Consider the following 23237-nt stretch of genomic DNA (forward strand, 5'->3'; position numbering starts at 1 on the left):
ATACTTGCATTCGCATGCAGGTTCGAGAAATTACAGCTTTTGGGCGACCGCTTGTTCCGCTGCCTGTACATCGTCTTTATTCTCAGGCAACTCGCCGTCTTTCCAGATGACTTGTTCGCCGTAATCTTTTCCCCAATCGTACATCAATTTCAAAATCGGCATCAAACTCTCCCCGTAAGGAGTAAGCGAATATTCCACCCGAGGGGGAACCTCAGGGTAAACCACGCGGTGGACCAGCTGGTCTTCCTCCAATTCACGAAGCTGATTGGTCAGCATTTTTTGCGTGATGTGGGGAATCATCCGGTTCAGTTCACCGAAGCGTTTCACGCCCTCCAAACCGAGATGCCAGAGGATGATCAGCTTCCATTTGCCGCCGATGACCGCCAGGGTTAACTCCTTATGGCAGTTTATTTCCTTCAGATTAATTCGCTGCTTGACCTCGTTTGCCATAATGCATCACCCCTTCTTCCCTATAGTATACAACGGTTGCGGGGATATCATCAAAGCGGCAAACTTATCATCATCACCGTTTTTTCTTATTCCAAATTGGCATGCAGGCTAAACATTTGGTCTGAGCGAAGCTTGCTTTTTTCCATCAATCTCAGGATAACCGCATCGAGCACGATCAGCATGCTTTGCTCAAATAATGAAGCCATCGGTTGAACGGTGACGAGGATATCCTGATTCTGCTCCTTCGTTGTTCCCGGAAGCTGGACCATCGCATCCGAAAGCTTGCCGATACTCGATTCCGGTCTCACGGTTACGACCGCAACCGCGGACCCGATCCCTTTGGCTTTCCGAGCCATGGATACCAATCCTTGCGTTTCGCCGGAGCCCGAACCGATAAGAAGCAGGTCATTCGCTCCGATGGCCGGTGTTACCGTATCGCCGACGATATGAACCTTAAATCCCATCTGCATTAACCGCATGCCGAAAGCCCGGATCATCAGGCCGGATCTGCCTCCCCCTGCCAAGAAGACGGCATCGGATTGCACGATCCGTTCAATCAATTCCTCGATCTGGCCAGCATCCACCTGCTGAACGGATTCCGATAACTCCTTGGCAATGACGGATGCATGTTGAAAGATGTTATGACTCATGGCGACTTATGCCTGCTTCACAAGCTCGTTCATTTGAGCCGCTGTGGCCTTTTTGTCGGTTTGGCTTGTAATTCCGCCGCCGACGATCACAAGATCGGGATTCGCCTGAATCACCTCAGGGAGCGTCTCCATTTTGATTCCGCCCGCAACGGCAGTTTTGGCTTGTTTCACGACGCGTTTGATCGCCGCCAATTCCTCGAATGAGTTTTTGCCTTCCGCCTGGTGGTCGTAGCCGGAATGAACGCAGATATAATCCACGCCGAAAGCATCGATCTCCCGCGCCCTGCCTTCAATGTCCTTTACATTGATCATATCCACCATCACTTGCTTGCCTTGCTTGAGGGCTTCCGCTACCGCGCCTTTGATCGTGGAATCGTCGGATACGCCAAGCACCGTAATGATATCCGCACCGGCTTCGGATGCCTTCATCACTTCATAACCGCCGGCATCCATAATTTTAAGGTCGGCCAGCACGCGCAGATGCGGGAACGCCTCTTTAATCGCTTTGACGGCATGAAGCCCTTCGTTAATAACAACCGGCGTACCGATCTCCACGATATCGATAAACTCGGCTACCTCTGCCACGACTTCTTTTGCTTCCGGAATATTCACCAAATCCAACGCCAATTGAAGTTCCATATTGTCAATCTCTCCTTATGAGTGTATTGGTTAATAACTACACGATCATTGTAGAGTAGACAGTTTACTTTACGGAAGTACGTACTTATAAGTGAGATACTTACGTGGAAGTAAGTAATAGGGAGGGACAAGGGTTCTCAGGTTTTCGTTTATTTGCGAATCGTTCGTCTCGATGCTGGTAAAAAACAATTAAGCCTGTTTGCTCACTTTAGTCCAGTCTTCGGCTGTGGTTTAATATAGTTGTCAGGCCGGACAAAATGATCGGAAAGGAGGCTGAACGAATTGATTCAGAATATGGAGGTGGCATCCGCGTAAGCGGGTGTCGCGTTTAGGGGAGCCCCATGCCAGGGCTCCCTTTCATTCGAAATCCACAGAACCGGAGGAAACATGATGTCCTATCCACGTCAACCTGCCGTTATCGTTGTCACCGGCGTCATGGCATCAGGTAAGTCGACCGTAGCCCAGCTGATGGCCGAGAAGTTTGATCGCGGAGTCCATTTGCGGGGAGACTCGTTCCGGAAAATGATGGTCAAGGGCAGGGAAGAAATGCTTCCGGATGCTTCCGACGAAGCGAAGCGGCAGCTTGCCTTGCGCTACAGATTATCCGCCTCCGCTGCCAAAGCTTATGCCGAAGCCGGTTTTCATGTCGTTCTGCAGGACGTCATTCTCGGCCCGGCGCTGCAAGAAATGACCGTTATGTTAAGAGGCGTTCCCGTGTTCGTCGTTGTGCTGAATCCTTCCGAGGATACCATCCGTGCCCGGGAACAGAATCGAGGCAAAAAAGGCTACGGAGTCTGGAGCATTCATGAGCTGAACCGGCGGTTAACCGACGAAACGCCCAGAATCGGCCTCTGGCTGGATACTTCCGATTTAACACCCCAAGAGACCGCCCAAGAGATTTGGAAGCGGATTTGGGATGAGGGGAAGATCCATTAACCCTTACCCTGCATCTTCACGACCGGACTTCCTGGTAAAAAACAATTAAGCTTGTTTATTCACTTCAGTCCTGCCGCCGGCCGTGGTTTAATATAGATGTCCGGCTGGACCAAATGATCGGAAAGGAGGCTGAACGAATTGATTCAGAATATGGAGGTGGCATCTGCGTAAGCGGATGCCGCGTTAAGGGGAGCCCCTACAGGGCTCCCCTTCATTTCATTTATTCATAGATTACGGCTTTGATTTCGTCGCTATCGATATTGTTTTTGTCGTACCAGTAGAACCCCGTATCGATCTGCGGTTCGACCTTCTCCCCTTTGATGGCCGCCACGGCGGCTTTTACCGTCTCATATCCGATGCCGACCGGATTTTGCGTGATGGCTCCCGCCATCGTTCCGTTCTTGATCGCGTCGATCTGCGCTTTTCCGGAATCGAATCCGACCACGATGATTTGGCCTTCCTTCTTCATCTCCGTCACCGCATTGATGACGCCGACGGCGGAGCCTTCATTCGCGCCGAATATCCCTTTTAAATCCGGATGCGCCTGCATCATCGCTTTGGCCAGGTCCGTCGACTTCAAGTGATCCCCGCCGCCATATTGAATGTCCACGATCTCGATATTCGGATACTTCTCTTCGATCTGCTTCTTGAAGCCGTCTCGGCGGCTGACCCCGGTTACGCTGGTCTGGTCATGGACCACCATGGCGATTTTGCCTTCATTCCCGATGAGCTCCGCCATTTTGTCCGCCGCGAGCGCCGATGCAGCCATATTGTCCGTTGAAGCCGTCGTTACCGGAATGTCGCTATCCACGCCCGAATCGAAGGCGATGACCGGAATGTTGTTTTCCTGGGCTTTTTTCAGATAAGGTATGGAGGCCTGGCTATCCAATGCGGCAAAGCCGATCGCGTTTGGTTTCTTGTCGAGCGCGGCCTGCAGCATTTCGATCTGCTTATCCACCTGGGATTCCGTCTCCGGACCTTCAAAGGTAATCCGCACGCCAAGCTCTTCCCCTGCTTGCTCGGCACCGGCTTTCACCGCCTGCCAGAACTGATGCTGAAATCCCTTGGAAATGATCGGGATGTAGATCTCTCCTTCGGCTTGAGAACCGGCTCCTGATCCGGATCCGCCCTCGCCTGGACTGTCGGTACCTCCGGCAGCGTTATTGCCCGATGAACCGCAAGCCGCCAGCATGCTTGCAGTCAGCAAAAGAATCAGAGCTAATATGGAAAGCTTTTTCATAATGCAATCTCCCCTTGTTTAGACATATTGGTACAGCTATAGATCTTCCGTTATGGAAGCTTCTATCGAGATCAAGCCAACCTACGGCCAACCGAGCTCCGGAGCAAGCACTAGTAAGGGCTTACGCTTTGCGTCTGCGCAAAATATCCGCATACACCGCGAGTATAATAACGAACCCTACAACAACGGTTTGCCATTCCTGGGGCACGGACAGAATGCGCAATCCGTTCGTCAGCACGCTCATGATCAACGCCCCGATCACCGTTCCGATAATGGTACCCTTCCCACCACTGAGCGAAGTTCCCCCGATCACGACCGCCGCGATGGCTTCCAGCTCATACCCGGCACCCAGCGCCGGATTGGCCGAGTTCAGCCTCGATGCCATCATGACGCCCGCCAAACCGGTGAATGCGCCGGTTAAGGTGTAGATCACGATTTTCCAGAAGCCCACGTTGACGCCGGACAATCGGGTCGCCTCTTCGTTGCTGCCCAGCGCAAAGTTATACCGGCCGAGGATGGTCTTCGACAAGATGAGATAGCCGAGGATCGCCGCAATGAAGAAAATGACGACCGCATTGGGAATATCGAGCCCCGGTACCAGCCAGCCCAGCACGCTGCCCTGGGACACCTCGGCAAAGCTTTCGGCATCGTTGAAATAGACCGGTTTGGCCCCGGAGATGATGAGCGCGAGACCTTTGGCGATCATCATCATCGCCAGCGTTGCGATAAAAGGCGGAATCTTCATTTTCGCCACCGCCGTCCCGGACAGAAGCCCGCACAGGGCGCCGGTCAAGATGCCGCCAAGAATGCCGACGGGGACCGGCAATCCCCAGAAGGTAATGCAGACCCCGGTCATAACGCCGCTCAGCGTCATGACCGTCCCGACGGACAGGTCGATGCCGCCGGTAATAATGACAAAGGTGGATCCCAAAGCCAGCACGCCGATTACCGCCGTGGAAAGAAGAATGCCCACGATGTTGGAGAACTGAAAGAAATTGCTGGACGAGAACGTAAAGAATAGGACGAGAACGACCAAGCTGGCAAGAGCCAGCACTTGCTGGAGCGCGCCCGATTTGATTTGAATGTTCATCTGCTTGTTCCTCCTGACGTGAATAGATGACGGCGACGGCGTCTTACATCCTCGCTGTAGCCAGATGCATTATGCTTTCTTGGGTCGCCTCTTCATGATCCAGCTCGCCCGTAATCCGGCCTTCGCACATGACGAGAATCCGGTGGCTCATCCGAAGAATTTCCGGCAGCTCCGACGAGATCATGATGATCGACTTGCCCTGTGCTGCAAGATCGTTCAGCAATCGGTAGATTTCGCTCTTGGCCCCAACGTCGATTCCTCGCGTCGGCTCGTCGAAGATCAGGATGTCGCAATCCCTCGTCAGCCATTTGCCAATGACGACCTTCTGCTGATTGCCCCCGGAGAGGAACTTGACCTCCTGATCGACATGCGGCGTTTTGACCTTCAATCGAGACACCATATCCTCCGCCTGCTCGCGAATCTTCGCCGTATTCATCCAGCCGCCGGGACGGAGGAAGCTGCCGTATGAGGCGATAGCCACATTGCTCTTCACGTCGAGATCGACGACGCATCCATAGCGCTTGCGATCCTCGGATAGATAGCCGATCCCTTGCCGCACCGCATCGTGCGGGCCCTTGATCGTTACCTTGCGGCCGTGCACGCGGATCTCGCCGGATTGGATGCGGTCTGCGCCGAAGATGGCCCGGGCAAGCTCGGTCCGTCCCGCGCCGACGAGGCCGGCAATGCCAAGAATTTCTCCCTTTTTCAGAGTCAGGTTAATGTCCTTCAAGGTTCTGCCTTGATTCAGTCCTATAACCTCCAATACCGTCTCGCGCTCACCAGCCGTCCTCTCCGGCTTCGAGGTCTCGTAAATCTGCCGACCGACCATCTTCGAGATAATGTCCTGGGTCGTGACTTCAGCCGTGGATACCGTATCGATGTACTGCCCGTCGCGCATCACTGTAATGCGATCCGTGATTCGTTTGATCTCATCCATTCGGTGGGAAATGTAAACGATTCCAACTCCGCTCTCGCGAAGCTGCCGTATGATGCGGAACAAATCCTCAATCTCCGTTTCGCTCAAAGCCGCCGTCGGCTCATCCATGACCAGCACATCGGCGTTGTAGGATAATGCCTTGGCGATCTCCACCATCTGCTGCTTGGCAACCGTTAATTCCGAAACCTTGATGGAGGGGTCCATGTCGAGGCCCATCCGTTCGAACAGTTCCTTCACCTGCCTGTGCAGCGCCCGGTCGTCCAGAAACAATCGGAGCTTTCGCCGCGGCTCCCGCCCGATGAAGATATTCTGGGCGACCGTCAGGTCAGGGGCCAGATTCAGCTCCTGATGAATCATGCTGATTCCCGCGTCCTGAGCCGCTTTCGGGTTCGATAACTCAACGGGCTGCCCTTTGAATTCGATCGTTCCTGCATCCTTCTGATAAACGCCGGTCAGGATTTTCATCAGGGTTGACTTGCCCGCACCGTTTTCACCCATAAGGGCATGGACTTCACCGGCCCGCAGGTCGAACCGGCAGTTATTTAATGCAAGCACGCCCGGAAATTCCTTCATGATCCCTTCCATCTGTATCAGCCATTCGCTCAACGTCCCTCACCTCTCTAGCTGGCACCTTTTATGAATCATTGTACAAACCGCTACCCCGCGAAGGAATGGAATATTCTCTGATCGATGTTGAATAATCTATGATCCGCCGCAGAAACCCAAAAGAGAAGAAGCTACTCCTCCACAAAGGGAAAGAGCAGCTTCTGGTTCTCCTCGGTATACATATTGTCCTTATTGATGATAACGGAATCGGTGTATATATGCCGGGGCATCCTGTCGCCCTCGATAACGGATACGGCTGTTTTGATGCCCAAATAACCGATGTTGAAGGGCTTCTGAACGATCGTGGATTGCAAGACTCCCTCTTCGAGCAGCTTGACTTCCTTCACCGAGCTGTCGAATCCGACCAGCTTGACTTTGCCCACCAGCCCCAGTTCCCGAATCGCTCTGCCGGCCCCCACCGTAGAAGGCTCATTCAGTCCGACGATTCCATTCAGGTCAGGCCTTTCAAGCAGGAGCTTTTTCGTGATTTCGTACGCCCTCTCCTCCTTGCCTTCGCTGTAGTAGGTGCCTACGATTTCCGTGCCGCCGCGCTGCTCCAGAATGCTTCGAACCCCTTGCTCCCTCTCGATCTGCGTCGAGGTGCCTTGCACGAAACTGATGATAGCAACCTTGGCATGTTCCGGCAGGCGCGACGAAAGCTCCTTGCCGGCCTTCTGTCCCGCATTCACATTGTCGGTCGCGATCAAGCTCTGCGCGTAATCGCCATTCACGGCCGAATCAATCATAATGAGCGGGATGCCGGCCTTACGAATCGACTCTGCTACGGGAACCAGGCGATGATAATCACCGGCGGCCAAAACGATCGCATCCGGCTTCTGCTTGACGGCTTCCTCCAACAATTGAATCTGCAAGTCAACCTCGATTTCTTGAGACGGTCCTACCACCGAGACGTCAACGCCGAATTCCCGGGAAGCCGTGTTCACCCCTTCAATCAGTACCCGCCAGAATTCATTCTCGTCCAGCGCCTTTACGCCGACGATGATCTTCTTGGTTCCGGGTTCTTCCTTGGACCACTGATAAACGGCATAACCCAGAAGAAGCAACGGAATCAGCAGCAGTACCATATAACGCATTCGCAGGTACGACTTCAAGGCACATCCCCCTCCACACGCTGCCACTCATCTGCATGAACGGCCGGAATGACCAGCGTTACGCTTGTACCCGATCCGGGCACGCTTGCATAGCTAAGACCATATTCCGTTCCAAAATATAACTGTATCCGCTGATGAACATTCGCAATGCCAACGCTGTTTCTCGATCGTGTGCCTTCTTTGGACGTGAGCAGCGTCTCCACCTTGGACTGATCCATCCCGATGCCGTCGTCCTTAACTTGAAATTCGATGCGGGTATCTCGACGCACCCCCGTAATCGTGATCGTCCCCGGCCCTTCCTTGTTTTTGATGCCATGATAAATGGCATTCTCCACCAGCGGCTGCAGCAGCACCTTCAGCGTCAGATACGGGTAAAGCCCGCGATCGATATCCAGGGCAAACGTGATTTTGTCCTGATAACGCATCTGTTGTATTTTCAAATAATTCGTTATATGCTCCACCTCGGTCGCAATCGGTATCATTTCCTTCCCCTTGCTGAGCGAAGCCCGAAACAGCCTGGCTAAAGCCGATGTCATCAAAATCACCTCGTCATGCTTCTTGCTCTCGGCCATCCATATGATGGAATCCAGCGTATTGTAGAGAAAATGGGGGTTGATTTGGGCTTGCAGGGCATTCAGCTCGCTTTTTCTCTTAATCTCCTGCTCTACCACGATTTGATACATCAATTCCTTAATCTTCAGCACCATCACGTTGAAGCTGCGGGCAAGTCCGGAGATTTCCCTGGAATGCCCCACCGGGACCCGGATGTCGAAATTCCCCTTCTCCACCTCCATCATCTTCTCTTGCAGCTTCTTGATGGGACGCGTCAGATTGCGCGAGAGGACGACGGAGAACAGCACGCCGACGACGAGGCATAACAATCCCGCTATAGCAAAAGACAGCTGCATCTGCTTCTTATTGTCCACCAGCTCATTCTCGTAAAAAACGCCTACGATTTTCCAGCCGAAATCCGTATTCTTAATGCTGTAAATCCGGCTAGCGCCGTCCTCCTTCACGACAAAACTTCCATGTTTGTCCTGCAGCACCTGGTCCAATCTCTCCGTTTTCAGATTGCTGTAAAGCAGCTGCTGCTGGGGGTGATAAACAATCCGGCCTTCGCGGTCGATAACGAACACATACCCCCGGTTCCCCAGATCGAGCTTACTGAGCATATCGTTAATCACTTTGAAGTTTAGATCGATTAGCAGGATGCCAAGCCCTTGGGTCGAATCCATGCCGCTGAGCTCGCGGCTCAGCGATACGACCCAGCGGTACTCTCCCTTAATGACGGGCTGTACATGCGAGGAAGAGATCACCGTCTGTCCTTGGTTTTCCTTCGCCTGCCGATACCAGGGCTGATCGGATATTTCAATATAAGGATTTAACTCCGCGTTGGACCGATCGGATATGAAGGTCCCGCCCGCTCCGAAGATGTTGATCGAAGCAATGTCTTTGCGCGAAATGCGAATCGAGTGAAAATAATCCGATATCTTCGCCTTTAATACCGCCAGCTGCGCAGGCTCCAGCTCGTCGGCCGAGGCCAGGTATTCTCTTACGTTCGGATTGTTCATCGCGGCCAGCGAAATGTCCTTCATGCCTGTAATGTAGGTTTGGATATTCGCATTGACTTGATTGATCAGCTCGGAGGTATAACTTTCCGCCGTTTCGCGAACAGCGGATTCGGACAGCCGATAGGAGATGAAGATAAGCAGCAGCGCCGTGAACAGCACGAGCATCACGAAGGAACTGGCAATGCGGGACTGAATGCTTTTGATTCGCTGCGGAGCCTTCATGGCTGTATCCCGCCAGTCGCCATTTTGTTCCGGTACTCCGTCGGGGTATCTCCGGTATGTTTCTTAAACAGCACGCTAAAATATTGAGGATCCTGATAGCCGGTTTTCGCCGCAATTTCATAGGTTTTTAACAAGGAATGCTTCAGAAGTTCCTTCGCTTTCTCCATGCGGACTTCCGTAACGTATTCGACGAAGGTCTTCCCGGTATGCGACTTGAACAAGGCGCTGAAATAACTCGTGCTCATGAAGATCCGGCTGCACACGGTCTTAATCGATAACTCCGCATCCTCATAATGCCGCTGGATGAAATCGACCGCCTCCAGCATCTGGGAGCGTGTAATATCCTTTCTGGTCTTGGCTACGTCCCTTAACGCCTGCTCGCATACCTCGTTTAACCAGCGCTCGATCTCATCCAAGGACCGAAAAGAATACAGATCGGACAGCAGCCTCTTCTCCTTGCCGATCAGCTCGTTCCCATTGCTGCCGATTTCCATCAAGGTTTGAAGCACGGAAAGCATGACCCGAAGGACCCGCACGTAACAGATTTCGATTGAAATTGAAGCGCTTCCAAGTTCGCTGATCAACCGCCGGATGCACGCCTTCACCTCTGAGCCTGTGCCCGCCCGGATTGCCGAAACCAGCGCCGTCTCCGTTTCGATCCCATCCAGGAGAGGACCGCTCCCGCGTTTTTCTAGATCGGTGATATGGACCACCTGATCGCGGCCGATCAGAAGCCGGTACTCCAGGGCGGCCTCCGAGGCCTTGCAGGAATATCGTATGTCCTGCAGCTGGCGACAGATCGTTCCGATGCCAACCGTGACCGTGAATTTCATGAACTGCTTGGTGGAGCCGCGAATGTCCTCCGCCAGTTCCTGGGCCCGGGCGTGCAGATCTTTCTCGTCGGAGCCCGACAGAATGGTCATGACCTTATTCTCTTTGTACCGAAACACGGCCGCACCAGGCTCACCCGCCAGGATCTCCTGCATGATGTTGTATAAGGCAAAAGCATGCAGTTCATTATCGGCGTGCTGTTCATCCGAGCGCAGCTCATCCATATCCGCTGCCATGGCGATATACAGCGGCCCGCGCAGCGGAATATCGAAATAAGCCAGCCGGCTCTCCATTTCGGACCGCTTCATCGGCGATGACGCCAATCGTTCCAGAAAACGTTCCCTAAGCAGGACCAAGCTCTCGTTCAACTGCTTCTTGAGCCTCTTCAAGTGCTCGGTGTGACCGCGCTCCTCATCCATTTCCAGCTTGAGCTTGTCGAGCATGTCCCTTAATTCCGCCGCCGTAACCGGTTTCAAAATAAAATCCGTCACCTGCAGCTTCACCGCCTGCTGGGCGTATTCGAAATCGTCGAACCCGGTCAGGATGATGATCTTCGTCTTAGGAAAACGTTCCGTAATATGACGGGACAATTCCAAGCCATCCATGTACGGCATATTGATGTCCGTTAACACGACATCGGGCTGATGGCGGGTTACGGCCTCCAACGCATCTCTGCCGTTCTCGCAATCCCCGATGCATTCATAGCCATGCTCCGACCACTGAATCCGGTTTCGGATCCCTTCCCTTACGATCGGTTCGTCGTCCACAATAAGAATCGTATACAATCAAAGCCTCCCCCGTTCAAAAGCAAATCCATTCGCTTTGGTTTATCGTGTTACGAGGTGAATAATACAGGAAAAGCCCTTCGGCAGGCAACTGCCAAAGGGCTCCAGACTTCATGTTTTATTTCCGGGCATTCATCCACGTCATGAAATTATTCACCACGATATCGATGAAACCGATCGTCGGTTCATGGATCAGCTTGCCGGACTCATCCATCTTCTCGTGCACGGCGCCGATATAAACTTCATTGTTAGGAAGCAGCGGCGAGGTGATGCCAACGGAGAACAGAATGTCCCGAAGATGCTCTTGGGCGCGAACCGTTCCGAGCTGCCCCATCGACGCCCCCATGATCCAGGAAGGCTTCCCGTTCATGACCTTATCGACGCGCGATAACCAATCCAGCGCATTCTTAAGTACGCCCGGTATGGAATAATTATATTCCGGCGTGATCCACAATACGGCATCGGAAGCGGCAATCCGCTCCTTGAATTCCTTGACGGCCGCAGGAGGGTCCAACTCCGTGTCTTGATCGTAGAACGGAAGATCGCGAAGATCCACGATATCAAAGGCGATCTGATCCGAATAGCGCTGCTTCAAATATTCCGCCAGTTTCCGATTGTACGACTCTTTTCTAATGCTTCCCACAACGATTGCAACGTTCATGATATCCTCCAGTTCTATGCCTTTCCAGCACACATGATTCAGTATTGGGTAACTTATTTTAGCCTATCACCATATTTTACCATTGTCAAAATGCCTCAGTCCTACTTCATCAGGGAAAGCAGCTTACAGACATCGCGTTCCAGGTCTGCCCTTCTTTCTACAGGCGCATGCCGCAGCAGTGCCATGGCGGCGTAAGGTACCTTGATGGCATGCGGATCTTCATACAGCCGGCTCCAATAGGCCGATTCCGTGATGGATGCCTTGGCAGGCGCATCGATCCCCTGAGCCATAAGCGCTTGAGGTCTGAGACGGTTAAGTTTCGTTTGGAGCCGGTGATTGCCTTGGCCCAGCTTGGCCAGTTGGGCATAACCGAGCCGTTCCAGCTCAATCAGCGCGTGTGCGTGGGTAATCCCATGCTCAAGCTCACCGGCAAAAAAATAATATTGGCCATCCACGTGCTGATCCGGCAGCACGTGATCCAGCTCGGAAAGTGCGCGGCATGCCAAATCGGACGCATCCCGGTAAGGCGGTATTTCCGAGAGTGAGATTTCCGATAGATCCAGCTGCGTATAATCGTCAATGCCGTAATACCTTGCAAGCTTATGTTCACTCGCTGCATCGTCCATGAGCTTAATTAAACCTCTCACGATGGACGGAGTCAGTAAGTCCGGACGGTCCCGCAGCGCTTTCAGTCCGAGCACGCCCAGGGTCACGCCGTGGCCCGAGGTGCTCAGGCTTGTCAGGTTGGGCAGAAGCCCTTCCAGCAATTGATCCATCAATTCAGGCTGTGCGGGCTCGGATGGATACGGTTCAAACCAATCTTCATGCTGAGCGCGCAGATGACGGCAATTGGCAGCCAATCCATGAAGCACATCTTGAGGCAGATCTTGCTCCTTCTGCATGTAATACGCTGCCAAATACGCTCCGCCGACATGCCCTTCAAACCAACCGACTTCGCCGCCGCGGCTCAAAGCCGTGAGACCGTCTATCAAATATTGGTCGTCAATGACCGGGTTCACCTCCTCCCCTTCAGCGGCACTCGGCAGATTCAGCTTGGCTGCAATGTCCTTGGGAAAGCTGGTTATCTTCAACCTGATGCTGTAGCCGTACATTCTAAAACGCAGTCCCTCATCGTTATCCGATTGGATCATCCGCCGATCCAGGGCCGAGCGAACCCGGTCTATAAACCGCTCGTCGGTGACGCCATACGTTAATTCCAGCGTCGGTGCCAGCGCGTACATCGAGATCGGGATCCATTTGCGCCTCGTGGATACCACAACGGCATGGGCCGTTCCGCCGATGACAAAAGCAAATTGTTCCGATTCCTTGGCGATGGTGAATCCGAGCGTCCGCTGCATCCACAGTCGGGCAGCTACCGGATCCTCGACAGGCAGTCCCACTTCCCGCAAATAGAGGACGCCATATTTACCGCTCGGGGTCAGGACCCCTTCCTTTAAATCCGGATGGGCGATAAACTCCAGCAAATTTCCATCCCCATCCCTGAAGTATACGTTCACGCCGGAATCGAAGGGTTCGACCACCTTGCCGTCCGGCCATTTCAACAACGGCACCTGTTCCGCGAGGCTCCGGACGGTGGAATCAAATTGGGAGAAAGCCACTTCAAACGCGATATGGGCAGGGGCTATGGGTTCAAACACCTCTTCAAATACTAGCGTGAAATCGGGTGTAGGCTGAAATGCAATTTCGGCCTCGCTTTCTCTGACGACCGGGAATTGAAGCAATCCGTGATAGAATTGCTTCACTCCCTCGATGGAGACGGTCCTTAATGTTAATCCGGCGAAATGGGTGATCATGAGATTTCAGCCTCCACTTTATTGCTGATCTTCTTAACCAGCTCCAAAAAGATGGAAAGCGCCTCTTTCGCCCGATAATCCAGCACGATCGTGCCCTCAGCCGCTTCCGATTCGTAAATGGCCCGTTGAGATCCGCCGATGGAAATCCATTCCGGGCTATTAATACCATGCAAATTGCGTATGGTGGCCTGCATTTGCTGCAGTGAACTTACGCCGACCGCCCCGCCTGCCGAGCTTACCGATAAGACGGGTTTACCCGAGAAATGCATCTGCCCCAAATGATCCAGAGCATTCTTCAACACGCCGCTCATCCCGCCGTGATACTCCGGGGTAGTCAAAATGACGCCGTCCGCCTCCATTAATAAACGCTGCAGCTCACGCACGCCCTCATGCCGGTTGAATATTTCGTCCGGGGAATAGAACGGGAGCGGCGTTTCATACAAATTAAACAGCTTCACTTCGACGAACAACCGGTTCATTTGCGCTTCCAAGGCTTTGGCCAAAATGGTGCTTGTCGCTTCTTTGCGATTGCTGCCTGCGATAATTACGATCTTCATGGTAATGCCTCCCTTATTCGTATTCGAATGTTTTGTTAAATACATTGTAGAGGAGGCACGTCATGAAATCGTCAACATATCGAGTGATTTTACGAGCAAAAGCTCTCATGCCTTCGGCTGAGAGCTTCTACGACTATAGTATGAGAAATGATCATTATGTACGGTTATATTGCATAAGCAGCAAATCCCTAATCCTATACGATTCCATGCTTAAGCGCATAGATGGCAGCCTGTGTCCGGTCGGCAACCCCCAGCTTATCCAGCAGGTGGCTGACATGGGTTTTGACCGTCTTTTCGGTAATATAAAGCGCTTCGCTGATTTCCCTGTTATTCATCCCGGAGGCAATCAGCTGCAATACTTCCTGCTCTCGGCGGGTAAGCTTATCGAGTTGCGCAGCTTCCTGATGGCTGGACCCATTGGCCTCATCCTCTCCCGCCGGGGAAGTAACATGCGTCATGAGCAGGCCGGCAGCATCCGGATGCAATTCGACCTGTCCTTGGAACACGCGTCGGATCCCGGCTACCAATTCCTCCGGCTCGATATCCTTCAGGAGATAGCCGCGAGCACCCGCTCGAATCGCAGGCAGAACATGATCGTAATCAACAAACGAGGTCAGTACGATCACTTTGATATGAGGCAGTTCTTTTTTCAAACGTGCCGTGGTATCGATGCCATTCAATACAGGCATATTCAAATCCATCAACACGACATCAGGCAGCAAAAGTTTGGCCTGCTCCAGCGTCTCTTCGCCATTCGCGGCTTCTCCCACCATTTCGATATCCGGCTGCGTCGCCAGAAAAACCTGGAGGCCCCGCCGTACCATGGCGTGATCGTCAGCTATTAACAATCGGATCATCGGTTATCCCCCCTTTCTCTGTTGTGACCGCCTTCAAGGGTATCGTAACCTCAATGATGGTTCCCTCCCGGTGCACGCTGTATAAACGGAACTGGCCTCCGAGCGATTCGGCCCGCTCCCGCATGCTGGACAGGCCGATGGAATGCCGCGTCAGCTCGTTCCATCGCTGCTTGGTTATCCCGCGCCCTTGATCCTCGATCCGAAGCTCCGCTTCATCGTTTTGCAAGGACAACGCTACCGTTACTTCCTTCGTATCCGCATGCTTGCTCACATTGTTCAGCGCCTCTTGCCCGATCCTCCACAACGCCTCTTCCGCGATCCGCGGCAGCTCCTGCATCCCGGTGATATGTGTACGCACATGAAGCTTCAATCGTTCGCCGTATTGCTTTAGACCTGTCATCAGCCCCTCCTCAAGTCCGGGCGGGCGAAGCTGCATGATCAGCTCCCGCATTTCCTTTAGTGCGCTTTGCGATAATGACTGGATATCGCGGATCGTGTCCTGGAGCAAGCTTTTCTGCCCATCCGGTTCAGCTGCAATCATCCCCCCTACACCTTTGGACATCATCACCAGCGAGAACAGGGTTTGGCTTACCGAGTCGTGCAGGTCCCGGGCCAGGCGATTTCGTTCATCCATCCTTGCGAGCTCCCGCCGGTTCTCCTCCAAACGGATGCGCTGAAGCGTCATGCCGATATGCTCCGCTATGGCCTCGATGACTTCCATGTCCGCCCGATGCTGGTCTCCATACTGATCATAGCCCACCAAAAGCATCCCGGTTAAGGAGTTCGAAGCAACCGCAAGCGGTACCGCAACGGCTCGACGAATGGGAGCTATCCATCCTTTCTCCACCAGTTGATCCGCAAGTTGCTGCGCATCCGGATCGCCGACCGGCTCTACTGAGCGCTTCACTGCATCAGGACCGGTCCGAGCCATGTCGGCTAGCGGAAATTTGGCATGGGGCAGCGTGGTCTGCCCGCCGCTGTATAGCGCACGCAGCGTGATTTCCTGGCCCACCGGTTCCAGCAGCGCCGCAACCGGCCAATCAAAATAACGGCCGAGCAAACTCATCACCTGCTCCGTTAATTCGGCCCGGCTCACCGCTTGGGATGCATAAGCGCCTAGCGCGCTGCTATATTCTCCTAGCCGGGCGAACAAATCAGCCCGACGCTGCTCAGCCGCGTACAGACGCATGCGCTCGATGGCGCTGCCGATTTGGTAGGCTACCGATTCCAGCAGCGCCAGCTCCTCCTTGGAAAAATGAAGCTTCCCGGGTGCGGCCACATTCAGCACGCCGAACCTGCGGCTTCCGGAACGCAGCGGAACGGTAGCATGATGGGTAATTCCCTCCGTGTCGCCCCACTGATAACGAACGGCGTTATCCAGACGTTTGCAATTCAAAATGTTCACGGCATTTTTCAGTCGGCCGTCATCATAGCGCTCCAGGCACCAGCAGCTGCCGCACCTCATCGGTTCGTCATCTTCCCGTCTCAGAGCGGGCGGCAGATTCCGGCCCGCTACGAATTCATGCGTTCTCTTCTCTTCCACCAGGAACAGCCAACCGGTCGTAAGTCCGGTCAGCTCCAGCAGTTTGCCGATAACAACGTCCAGCATGGGGGCTAACTCATTGGATTCGTTCAGCGTTTCGGCAATCGTCTTCAACGTGATTAACTCCTGGATATGCGGGTCGTGAGTGGACATACAAGCAAGCTCCTTCTTTATTTTGCATTCTGAAGTAACTATATTATATAATCCTGTCACGCACCATCCAAATTCCGAATGGAATTCCTGGCCGGTGCAGATCATTCATCCCATGAATTGTGGTAAAAAACAATTAATATTGTTTTATCTCTTGCAAATTTCCACCTACATATGGCTTAATATAGAAGTCGGGCCGACGAAATGAGCTGAAAGGAGGCTGATTGCAATGATTCAGATCCGTGAGGTGGTATTCGCGTAAAGCGAATATCCGTTAAATGGGAGCCCGCCGCGGGCTCCCTATATCTATTTTCAACTCCAATAAAACCAAAATCTAAAAAAACCAATTTCACGAAAGGAGGAGGGCAAGCATGATCAATGCAATTGTTTTGAAACTCAGCGATAGCTTAAATATGTACACAGAAAGAGGAGGGCATCGATGGGCCATTACAAGAACGGAAGAGAAGTGCTTCCCCCCGAGCTGCTGCAGCAAATTCAACAGTATATAGACGGAGAATTACTCTACATACCGAAACAGAGCGAGCAAAGAGCCGGCTGGGGAGAGTTAAGCGGTTCCAAACAACGCATCGAAAGTCGCAATAAAGAAATGTATCGCGCTTACTGCAAAGGACGGTCCATTGAGGAATTGGAACGGACCTACTTCCTGTCTGGAGAAAGCGTACGCAAGATCATAAGTAAACTTACCCGCGTAGGGACCTGAACCGATGAGGTTTAACGGTCTCCGCACGGATTAACATAGGACTGTTCCCACGGGGTACAGTCCTTTTCATGTTGCATGGATCGGGCACGGTGAACCCGTGATGTACCGTTTTTAGGGCTGTTCGGCATTTTTACCGCATTGCCACCCTGTCCGATTGGTCTGCACCATAGAAAAGGCCCGGCTGCAAACGAGCTGCAGCCGGGCTTGATTGTACCCTAAAGTTCTTCCCGCTTCTCCCCGGCTACATCCCATCGATGGCGGAATTTCTCCAGCCTCGGATGCAGAACCGGCGGCTCGGACAACAAGATCAGCCTCAGCTTCACGATCCATTCCTCGAAGGAAGAAAACGAAGCAAACACGTTAGCTACCTCCGGAGTCATGAGAAGAAAATGGGGACTTCCGTACTTCTCGGCCAGATGTCGAAGCGCCGTATCGATCGGCGTGTATTTTTTTCGCTTCGACTCGAACGATTCAATCACGACCGAAGATCTTCCAAGCTCCTCAATCCATTCCTGAAGCTGTTTCTCCCGCTTGTAATAAGGGCTCACCGGCTCCTTGAACATCCGCTTCACCGTCTCTTCGTGCAGCGGATACAACACCAACTTTGCGAAGGATCGTTCCTCCAAGATGGCAGCCGCCTGCTCGAGGGCCACCTGATCCTGCTCAAAAAGATCGTAGAATATCAAGGTGCCTTTCGTGGTCGGCTTCGGGGGCTCGTAGCCGTATGGGACATACTCCAAATTGCGCGGCATGATGGAACATCGCCTCTCTTTACTATGATGACTGGGATGAAAGCTTCGGCGGCACACGATGCTTGGTGGCCTGCTCGAAGCCGTAGGCTAACCGAATCAGCACCGGCTCGCTATAAGCCGTCCCGATGAATGTAATGCCCTGAGGACCTTTGGTGTTGTATCCTCCCGGAGCTATGATCCCATTCTCGGCATAACCGCCGGGAACGGTAACCGAAGGATACCCTGCGCGGGCAGCCAGATCGGGTCCATATTCATTACCCAGAAACAGCAGCGCGTCCAGCTGATGCTCCCTAAGTACATGGTCAATCCCCATGGTGCCCGCCCTTTCCTTGTTCTTCCGCTTGCTCTCCAAATACTCTTTTTCGGTTAACGCACCGCTCGTTTCCTCGGCCCAAATCAGCGTATCCTGTCCATATTTCAGGGCTGTGTCGGCGTGTGCCTCATTATAAGCGATAACCTCAGCTAATGAATGAACCGGCAGCGACGGAGCTACATTCGCCAAATAATCATTGACGTATTTCTTGAATTCATAGCGAAGGACGTTGGCATCCCAGCGGGTGCCCTGGCATGGCAGTTCCACCGGATCGATGATGGTCGCGCCTTGTTCGCGAAGAACATCAATGGCAGACTCTACGATATCTAGTCTATCCCGATCCAGATGCTTATAGTAATATCGGGGAATCCCGATTCGTGCCCGCTTCAGATAACTGGCGTCCAGAAACTTCGTGTAATCCTCTACCCTTGCTTGAGCAGCTGTCTTGGTCACCTCGTCCAGGTCATCCGCACCTGCAATCGCGCCAAGCAGAATCGCGGCATCTTCCACCGTTCGGGTCATTGGACCTGCCGTATCCTGCGTATGCGTGATGGGAATGATGCCCGTCCGGCTTACCAGACCGATCGTCGGCTTCAAGCCAACCAGACTGTTCTGGCTAGAAGGGCTGATAATCGATCCCGAAGTTTCCGTGCCGAGGGCTGCCGCAGCCAAATTCGCCGCCACTGCAGCTCCGGAACCGGAGCTCGAACCTCCGACGAACATTTCGCCGGGACCGTAGGGATTTAAAGTAAGCCCGCGTCTTGACGAGTATCCTGCCCACATGGTCGAGGACATGAAATTCGCCCACTCGGTCATGTTGCTCTTGCCCAGAATAACGGCCCCCGCCTCTCGGAGCTTTGCGGCAACAAAGGAATCTTTGGCGGCGTACGAATCGGCCAGCGTGATGGAGCCGGCGCTCGTATGCAGCCGATCCCCGGTGTCGATGTTGTCTTTGAGCAGTATCGGAATCCCGTGCAGCCGTCCCCGCGCTCCCAAGTTTCTGCGCTCCTGATCCAGCTCTTGGGCAATCTGCAGCGCATCCGGGTTCACCTCTAGAATCGAGCGAAGCCATCCATCGTATAACCCGATCCGTTCCAGATACAATTGAACCAGTTCGACCGAAGACATCCAGCCTTCTTCCATGGCATGCTGCATATCCGCTATGGTTGCTTCCACAATCCATGTTCTTTTATCCAAGCTCATATATGGTCCCCCTTATTTTTCTGATCTTGCGGCAGGTGTGGGGTTTAACGTTTCATATTTTAGCCTCCAGACGTTTCAAGTCCCTATTCAATTCGGGACTCAGACACGAAACTCCTTCTGGCACGCAATCGGTCGGCATCTTAGCGGCTCTCTCGTCTCCCATGGCGGCTTGCTCCTCCTAACGTAAACTAAACGCAGGAAGCGGACCAAGAATGACTTCTTGATCCGCTCCGCTTAACTTTCGCATGCGCTTCAAAACCGGTGCCCCATGCTAGCGATACCACTGGGCCTGCTTATTGAACATCTCGGCATAATGGGCTCCCTGTCCGATTAATTCCTCATGTTTTCCCTCTTCAACGATTCTCCCTTCCTTGAGGACGAGAATGCGATCCGCATGTCTGCAGCTTCCCAATCGGTGCGATATGAAGATGGCGGTTTTGCCTTCGGTCATGGACATCAGGCTCTCGAATATCGCGGATTCCGTAAGCGGGTCTACGGCCGCCGTCGGCTCGTCCAGATAGATCACTTCGAATTCCCGATAGAAACCCCGGGCGATCGCGACCTTCTGCCATTGGCCCTGAGACAGTTCGCGCCCGCCGGAGAAGCGCGTTCCCAGCTGGGTTGCTACTCCGTCCGGCAGCGAATCTACTAGCGGGGTCATCGCGGCCTTCTCCATGGCATGATTCAATCGGCGATGGGCTTGCCGGTCGTCCGGATCATGCTCACGCAGCGCAATGTTAGCCTCAAGGGTCCATTCATATCGATAAAAATCCTGGAACACCGCCGTTACTTTGCTGCGGAAGCTGACGGTATCATAATCCTGGATCGGGATGCCGCCATAGCGCACAACGCCATGCGTCGGTTCATACAAGCCTAGCATGATTTTTACGAGCGTGCTCTTCCCCGCACCGTTCTCCCCGACAATGGCAACCTTTTCTCCGGGCTTGATGCGAATCGTCAAATCGTCAAGCACAGGCTTATCTTGATTCGGATAGCAAAAGGTAACGCGATCGACTTCGATTCCTTCCCGCAAAGGCGTGGTCACCGGCAGAGCTTTTTCCGGCTGCGGAACCGGCGTATCCAGAAATTCAAACAATTCGTGGATAAACAGACCGTCATGATAGATTTGCCCGATGTTCTGACTGATGTTCTGGATGGAATATCGCGTGTCCTGGACCGCTTGATAGAGGGCGACATAGCTGCCGATGGTTAGTTTGAGGCGTGAGCCGAGCCAGACGAACACGGCTAAAATGCTAAAAGAACAAATCGTCACCGCCCCTTCCACGATCAGGCGATTCTTCATGTTTTTCCGCTCGACGCCCAGCATTTCATACGTATTTTTGAAATAGATGCCCCGCCATTTGTTCAATAAATAATCTTTGGCATGAAACAGCCGGATTTCCTTGGCCGCTTCCTTCGTCTGCAGCAGTTGGTTCATGTAGGCCGCCATACGGGACGAAGCCGTCTGCTGATGAATGACCACGAAGCGGGAAGCCCCCTCTTTCTTCTGGATGATCAACAGCGGAACGATCAGAAGCAGCATAACGATAGGCAATATGTAATGAAAGCTGAACAAGAGCACGAGCAAACCCGTCAACGTGATGAGGTTCTGAATAATCGAGAACATGTAAAACACCATGTTAATTCCGCAGATATTCAGATTGCGAAGAGCACGCTGCAGCTTGTCGTAGCTTTCCGGAGATTCAAAGAATACGAACGGAAGCTTGCTTAACTTCTCCGACACTTGGAGATTAAACCAGTAGGATACATAAGCATTCATCTTTCGCTCGGTATACTTTTGAAGAGATGCCAGCACCAGGCCAATCAGAATGACCGCCATCTGGAGTAACAGCCAATACAATGCTTGGTATGGAGCTTGATCCCGAATCAACACGCCGGTAACGGCGTCTATGACTTGAGCCGTAATATAAATCTGGGCAACGGGCAAAAAGGCCTGCATTAAATAAATCATGGTCGATCTGGTGAACATCCGCGGAGAGACGCGGTACACCTGCTTCATAACCTCGAACATCAGGTTCGCATATTTCATGTTGTATAACCTTGAGCCTCCTTCGTCGCTAAGCCGATTTGTTTAGGGCTGAAGGTTTAGCATGAGGCAGCTGGTTGATCATTTGTTCTAAATGATGCAAATAATTCGTGACGCTTTTGTTGATGACGAGCTGCTCCTCGGACAGGTAGAACGCCAACGGAAACCGGTTCACTTTAAACGAATCGATCATAGCCCGGTCTGCCCACACGACCTGCATATCGGTTAACTCATTGGCAACCGCCATTTCTGCGGCCTCATCCGCATCCTGGGCATATAGGAATAGCGTGACCGAAAGATCCGGATGCGAAGCCATAAACGCTTTGATGGCCCCGTACGTTTCTTTGCAGGCATTGCAATGGTTCATCGTGAACAATAGAATTTTGGGCTTGCCGTCGTACAAATTCACGGTATCACCGGCCATGCTCGTATAGGCTGCCCGAGGAATCTGCGTGCCAAGCTCGAGCCCTTCCTTCGGAACCGCAGGCATCTCGTGCCCGGTCACGACTGTCTGGGGCTTCAACTTCAACTCCCGAACCTGACGGTACAGTTTGAACACGAAGAAAGCCAAGCTGAATATCAAGCCATACTGAATCACGAGCACGGTCGTAATCAAATTCATGGATTCGTTCCCTCCTTCGCCTGTAATGAATCAAGAGTATACGCATTCACCGCCACCAACGAAATAACGGCAATGCCGCCGGCCGACAGCATAGTAAGAACCGCCTCTTGGACCGGCATGAGGAAGAGATTCACGGGTTCGGACAAAAGCCAAATTAGCGCATTCAATATACCTAAGCATGCAATCTTAACGACCGTATTCAAGCCGAGGGCCTCACTAGACCATGAGCCAAAGCAGCTGCATTGGATCTCCTGATTCTGCACCACCCTGGCTTGATAAACGGCGTATCCGAATCCTGCCAACAAAATAAAAATCGCGATCTGCGCAGCGGCTCTGCTCCAGGAAAACAATAAACCCGCCCCGGCTGCAATCTCAGCGGCGCAAATGAGAACAGGTACAATCCGTAAGCGGCCTGCAGGCATCTGCAACCGTTCGATCGTCGTCCTGAAATCCGCTAACGATAACAGTTTCGACACTCCCGAAAACACAAACACCAAGGTCAGAAACAAAAGGCAAAGCGCGCTCATGGACATGGTTCATTCTCCTTCCCGACAACCAGGGGGACCAAGCCCCCATTCGATGACTTTGATATCTTGCTTGGACTGCACCTTGCCGTTCTTCTTCGCTGTTCACCCGTTCTCGATCATACTGCAATGGACCCAAAACCATATTCGACCCCTCACTCTTCAACCATAATAGGAAGCCGCATGCCCTGCGTGAAATATAAACAGCGGAACAAGAAGTTCCGCTGTTTATAAGTGATAGATTCATGCGTTTACAAAAAATTAACAGCCGCAAGTATATCTCTCTTCGGAACCGTTGCCGCAGTCCCATACTTCAAGACGAACGCCGAATTTGTCGCGTCCGCATTGCTCCGTAGTGTTACAGGAAGTATGACGAAGAATGCACATTAATGCTCACCTCCTTT

At 52.7% G+C, this 23237-nt stretch carries 21 protein-coding genes; 2 read left to right on the plus strand and 19 right to left on the minus strand.

Annotated features, from left to right (window positions below; all coding sequences use genetic code 11):
• Positions 1–30: 30 nt before the first annotated feature.
• From RB298_RS31185 to hxlA, 3 genes are all read right to left on the minus strand, one after another.
• Positions 31–450: a winged helix-turn-helix transcriptional regulator gene (locus RB298_RS31185; RefSeq protein WP_015736080.1), complete on the minus strand. Its 420-nt coding sequence runs from the start codon at positions 448–450 to the stop codon at positions 31–33.
• Positions 451–536: 86 nt separating this feature from the next.
• On the minus strand, positions 537–1100 hold the full coding sequence (hxlB, locus tag RB298_RS31190; protein ID WP_096774334.1) for a 6-phospho-3-hexuloisomerase: 564 nt from the start codon (positions 1098–1100) through the stop codon (positions 537–539).
• A 6-nt stretch (positions 1101–1106) separates the two neighbouring features.
• A complete protein-coding gene (gene hxlA / locus RB298_RS31195) occupies positions 1107–1739 on the minus strand; it encodes a 3-hexulose-6-phosphate synthase (protein ID WP_015736082.1) in 633 nt (210 codons plus the stop codon).
• A 390-nt stretch (positions 1740–2129) separates the two neighbouring features.
• Between hxlA and RB298_RS31200 the strand changes: the two genes are divergently transcribed.
• Complete coding sequence (locus RB298_RS31200; RefSeq protein ID WP_486050210.1) at positions 2130–2675, plus strand: phosphotransferase-like protein; 546 nt, start codon at positions 2130–2132, stop codon at positions 2673–2675.
• 220 nt (positions 2676–2895) lie between these two features.
• Here RB298_RS31200 and RB298_RS31205 read toward each other — a convergent pair whose 3' ends face one another.
• The 11 genes from RB298_RS31205 to RB298_RS31255 form a co-directional block, all read right to left on the minus strand.
• Entirely contained in the window at positions 2896–3915 is a 1020-nt protein-coding gene (locus RB298_RS31205; RefSeq protein WP_375120207.1) for an ABC transporter substrate-binding protein, read from the minus strand.
• Positions 3916–4036: 121 nt separating this feature from the next.
• Positions 4037–5005 carry an ABC transporter permease gene (locus RB298_RS31210; protein WP_096774337.1) on the minus strand — a complete coding sequence of 323 codons (969 nt, stop codon included), beginning with the start codon at positions 5003–5005 and terminating at the stop codon, positions 4037–4039.
• A 43-nt stretch (positions 5006–5048) separates the two neighbouring features.
• Entirely contained in the window at positions 5049–6548 is a 1500-nt protein-coding gene (locus RB298_RS31215; protein WP_486050213.1) for a sugar ABC transporter ATP-binding protein, read from the minus strand.
• Positions 6549–6679: 131 nt separating this feature from the next.
• A complete protein-coding gene (locus tag RB298_RS31220; protein ID WP_096774339.1) occupies positions 6680–7660 on the minus strand; it encodes a substrate-binding domain-containing protein in 981 nt (326 codons plus the stop codon).
• Positions 7657–9453, minus strand: a complete 1797-nt coding sequence (locus tag RB298_RS31225) for a cache domain-containing sensor histidine kinase (RefSeq protein ID WP_096774340.1) — start codon at positions 9451–9453, stop codon at positions 7657–7659. Before RB298_RS31225 ends, RB298_RS31220 begins: the two co-directional genes overlap by 4 nt.
• On the minus strand, positions 9450–11069 hold the full coding sequence (locus RB298_RS31230; RefSeq protein ID WP_486050215.1) for a response regulator: 1620 nt from the start codon (positions 11067–11069) through the stop codon (positions 9450–9452). Before RB298_RS31230 ends, RB298_RS31225 begins: the two co-directional genes overlap by 4 nt.
• Positions 11070–11187: 118 nt before the next feature.
• Complete coding sequence (locus RB298_RS31235; RefSeq protein WP_009592221.1) at positions 11188–11730, minus strand: NADPH-dependent FMN reductase; 543 nt, start codon at positions 11728–11730, stop codon at positions 11188–11190.
• A 101-nt stretch (positions 11731–11831) separates the two neighbouring features.
• Complete coding sequence (locus tag RB298_RS31240) at positions 11832–13544, minus strand: VOC family protein (protein WP_486050217.1); 1713 nt, start codon at positions 13542–13544, stop codon at positions 11832–11834.
• A complete protein-coding gene (locus tag RB298_RS31245) occupies positions 13541–14101 on the minus strand; it encodes an NADPH-dependent FMN reductase (protein ID WP_192571403.1) in 561 nt (186 codons plus the stop codon). Before RB298_RS31245 ends, RB298_RS31240 begins: the two co-directional genes overlap by 4 nt.
• A gap of 194 nt (positions 14102–14295) precedes the next feature.
• Entirely contained in the window at positions 14296–14958 is a 663-nt protein-coding gene (locus RB298_RS31250; protein WP_015736093.1) for a response regulator, read from the minus strand.
• The gene (locus RB298_RS31255) at positions 14936–16654 is read right to left on the minus strand and encodes a GAF domain-containing sensor histidine kinase (protein ID WP_486050220.1); all 1719 of its coding nucleotides are present in this window, start codon (positions 16652–16654) and stop codon (positions 14936–14938) included. The genes RB298_RS31250 and RB298_RS31255 overlap by 23 nt, the downstream gene beginning before the upstream one ends.
• A 436-nt stretch (positions 16655–17090) precedes the next feature.
• Here RB298_RS31255 and RB298_RS31260 point away from each other — a divergent pair, with 436 nt between their 5' ends.
• Positions 17091–17372 (plus strand): CD3324 family protein, encoded by a 282-nt coding sequence (locus RB298_RS31260; RefSeq protein WP_006211013.1) that lies wholly within the window; start codon positions 17091–17093, stop codon positions 17370–17372.
• Positions 17373–17587: 215 nt separating this feature from the next.
• Here RB298_RS31260 and RB298_RS31265 read toward each other — a convergent pair whose 3' ends face one another.
• The 5 genes from RB298_RS31265 to RB298_RS31285 form a co-directional block, all read right to left on the minus strand.
• The gene (locus RB298_RS31265; protein WP_192571401.1) at positions 17588–18124 is read right to left on the minus strand and encodes a hypothetical protein; all 537 of its coding nucleotides are present in this window, start codon (positions 18122–18124) and stop codon (positions 17588–17590) included.
• Between the two features lie 22 nt (positions 18125–18146).
• Entirely contained in the window at positions 18147–19640 is a 1494-nt protein-coding gene (locus RB298_RS31270) for an amidase family protein (protein ID WP_486050222.1), read from the minus strand.
• Positions 19641–19911: 271 nt separating this feature from the next.
• Positions 19912–21690, minus strand: a complete 1779-nt coding sequence (locus RB298_RS31275; protein ID WP_486050223.1) for an ABC transporter ATP-binding protein — start codon at positions 21688–21690, stop codon at positions 19912–19914.
• 28 nt (positions 21691–21718) lie between these two features.
• Positions 21719–22309 (minus strand): hypothetical protein, encoded by a 591-nt coding sequence (locus tag RB298_RS31280; RefSeq protein WP_213579100.1) that lies wholly within the window; start codon positions 22307–22309, stop codon positions 21719–21721.
• Positions 22306–22842 carry a MauE/DoxX family redox-associated membrane protein gene (locus RB298_RS31285; RefSeq protein WP_486050226.1) on the minus strand — a complete coding sequence of 179 codons (537 nt, stop codon included), beginning with the start codon at positions 22840–22842 and terminating at the stop codon, positions 22306–22308. The genes RB298_RS31280 and RB298_RS31285 overlap by 4 nt, the downstream gene beginning before the upstream one ends.
• Positions 22843–23237: the final 395 nt, after the last annotated feature.

The sequence above is a fragment of the Priestia sp. BR_2 genome (assembly GCF_041954005.1).
Lineage (GTDB): Bacteria > Bacillota > Bacilli > Paenibacillales > Paenibacillaceae > Paenibacillus_AQ > Paenibacillus_AQ lautus_A.

Coding starts and splice junctions, on each gene's coding strand:
- RB298_RS31185 (WP_015736080.1), bottom strand. CDS start 450: ATGGCAAACGAGGTCAAGCAGCGAATTAATCTGAAGGAAATAAACTGC.
- hxlB (WP_096774334.1), bottom strand. CDS start 1,100: ATGAGTCATAACATCTTTCAACATGCATCCGTCATTGCCAAGGAGTTA.
- hxlA (WP_015736082.1), bottom strand. CDS start 1,739: ATGGAACTTCAATTGGCGTTGGATTTGGTGAATATTCCGGAAGCAAAA.
- RB298_RS31200 (WP_486050210.1), top strand. CDS start 2,130: ATGTCCTATCCACGTCAACCTGCCGTTATCGTTGTCACCGGCGTCATG.
- RB298_RS31205 (WP_375120207.1), bottom strand. CDS start 3,915: ATGAAAAAGCTTTCCATATTAGCTCTGATTCTTTTGCTGACTGCAAGC.
- RB298_RS31210 (WP_096774337.1), bottom strand. CDS start 5,005: ATGAACATTCAAATCAAATCGGGCGCGCTCCAGCAAGTGCTGGCTCTT.
- RB298_RS31225 (WP_096774340.1), bottom strand. CDS start 9,453: ATGAAGGCTCCGCAGCGAATCAAAAGCATTCAGTCCCGCATTGCCAGT.
- RB298_RS31235 (WP_009592221.1), bottom strand. CDS start 11,730: ATGAACGTTGCAATCGTTGTGGGAAGCATTAGAAAAGAGTCGTACAAT.
- RB298_RS31240 (WP_486050217.1), bottom strand. CDS start 13,544: ATGATCACCCATTTCGCCGGATTAACATTAAGGACCGTCTCCATCGAG.
- RB298_RS31245 (WP_192571403.1), bottom strand. CDS start 14,101: ATGAAGATCGTAATTATCGCAGGCAGCAATCGCAAAGAAGCGACAAGC.
- RB298_RS31250 (WP_015736093.1), bottom strand. CDS start 14,958: ATGATCCGATTGTTAATAGCTGACGATCACGCCATGGTACGGCGGGGC.
- RB298_RS31255 (WP_486050220.1), bottom strand. CDS start 16,654: ATGTCCACTCACGACCCGCATATCCAGGAGTTAATCACGTTGAAGACG.
- RB298_RS31260 (WP_006211013.1), top strand. CDS start 17,091: ATGGGCCATTACAAGAACGGAAGAGAAGTGCTTCCCCCCGAGCTGCTG.
- RB298_RS31265 (WP_192571401.1), bottom strand. CDS start 18,124: ATGCCGCGCAATTTGGAGTATGTCCCATACGGCTACGAGCCCCCGAAG.
- RB298_RS31270 (WP_486050222.1), bottom strand. CDS start 19,640: ATGAGCTTGGATAAAAGAACATGGATTGTGGAAGCAACCATAGCGGAT.
- RB298_RS31275 (WP_486050223.1), bottom strand. CDS start 21,690: ATGAAATATGCGAACCTGATGTTCGAGGTTATGAAGCAGGTGTACCGC.
- RB298_RS31280 (WP_213579100.1), bottom strand. CDS start 22,309: ATGAATTTGATTACGACCGTGCTCGTGATTCAGTATGGCTTGATATTC.
- RB298_RS31285 (WP_486050226.1), bottom strand. CDS start 22,842: ATGTCCATGAGCGCGCTTTGCCTTTTGTTTCTGACCTTGGTGTTTGTG.